This is a genomic window from Caballeronia sp. LZ003 (assembly GCF_031451465.1).
GTDB lineage: Bacteria > Pseudomonadota > Gammaproteobacteria > Burkholderiales > Burkholderiaceae > Caballeronia.
Window position 1 is genome coordinate 1 of record NZ_JARUXJ010000054.1, and the last position, 1,237, is coordinate 1,237.

2 protein-coding genes are annotated in these 1,237 nt (G+C 58.7%); one reads left to right on the forward strand and one right to left on the reverse strand.

The window, feature by feature from the left end; genetic code table 11:
* On the reverse strand, positions 1 to 149 hold a 149-nt coding region (locus QCE79_RS39440), incomplete at its 3' end, for a ProQ/FINO family protein (RefSeq protein ID WP_404989462.1).
* Between the two features lie 388 nt (positions 150 to 537).
* On the opposite strand from QCE79_RS39440, the gene QCE79_RS32845 reads away from it, so the two are divergent.
* Complete coding sequence (locus QCE79_RS32845; RefSeq protein WP_309851610.1) at positions 538 to 1,161, forward strand: integrase; 624 nt, start codon at positions 538 to 540, stop codon at positions 1,159 to 1,161.
* The last annotated feature ends 76 nt before the right edge of the window (positions 1,162 to 1,237 follow it).

Genomic DNA, 1,237 nt, shown 5'->3' on the forward strand with positions numbered 1-1,237 from the left:
TTCGCACCGTCAAGGTCTACGCGCACCGTGCCTTCGATGAGACATGTCCAGTAGCGTTGGCCGCGGCACCATAGCTTGACGCCGTTACGAGCGTCTCGCTCGCTCAGTCCGAGCGACGCCGCTCGGGTAAGCATGTCCAACAAATCCATACCTTAAGCGGCACCTTCGGACAAGATTTCCCGGAAAGGCGCGCGCGAAACGTCGTTGCAGCGTGGTTCCTGCGTGCGCCGCTGCGGTAGCGGACGATCGCGCAGGTCTCTGTGGCTGCTCGATTTCGGTTGACGCTTGCTTGCGATAACGTCGAGCGTGGCGCAACGTTTTGCTGCCTCGGTTCAGCTGCGCTTTGAGCGCAACGGGCAGTTGGAATCCCATCGCCTGCACTCAGTCGGCGCATTTTACCAGTCGTCTTCATTACCGTCGTCAAGCCTAACTGCGATCGTTTGCCGCGTGGCCAGGAAGCCAGGCTAAGGCGACAAAGTTGACAAACGCGACAAAAGTGTTTAAAGTGCCGGTATGTGTCTCGCACGAGGCCAAATCATGTCCAAGCCAATGCCCGCCATAGATTTCCCTGAGATCACCGCTGAAGACGCTCATCGTTTCGAACGCGCCGTACGCATCGATGATGAGGATGCCTTCATCGCAGAGCTGAACGCGTTGATTCGAGAGAAATTTGCGGAAGCCGCGCCCTCGCCCCTCCAGCTCAACACGGACCTGCGAGCGAAAGCACGCTCGCTTCGGGCCGAGTCACCCTGGCAGCCGTCGGCGACCGATGTGCAGCGCGGACGTGCAGCGTTGTTGCGCGCATACGATGCACCCGGGAACATTCCACTGACGGAGTTTGCGCGGTTCGCACACAAGTCGCGCCAACAGATTTATAAAGATCTGTCAGCACAGCCTCGACGGCTTCTCTCATTAGACGTGGGTCGTCGGGGTCAGCGACTGCCCGATTGGCAGCTTGATCCGCTGAAGCTAAAATTTACGCGCGAAGCGCTCACCCGAGCGGCGTCGGTTGACTCATGGACGCTCTATCGAGCGCTGTCGTCTCGAAATGATGCGCTCGGTGGTCACTCACCTATCGAAGCCGTGACGCCAGGTAACTTTGATCGACTTGTCGAGGTTGTCCTGAACGCGGTCGGTATTCACGGTGAGGAAGCGGTTTGACTTTGTCGATTCCAAGCCGCGTCATTGCGGCCGGAGAACTGCTCCAGCACATCAGCCGAGTCGAATACGCCGCCAC

Coding starts and splice junctions, on each gene's coding strand:
- QCE79_RS32845 (WP_309851610.1), top strand. CDS start 538: ATGTCCAAGCCAATGCCCGCCATAGATTTCCCTGAGATCACCGCTGAA.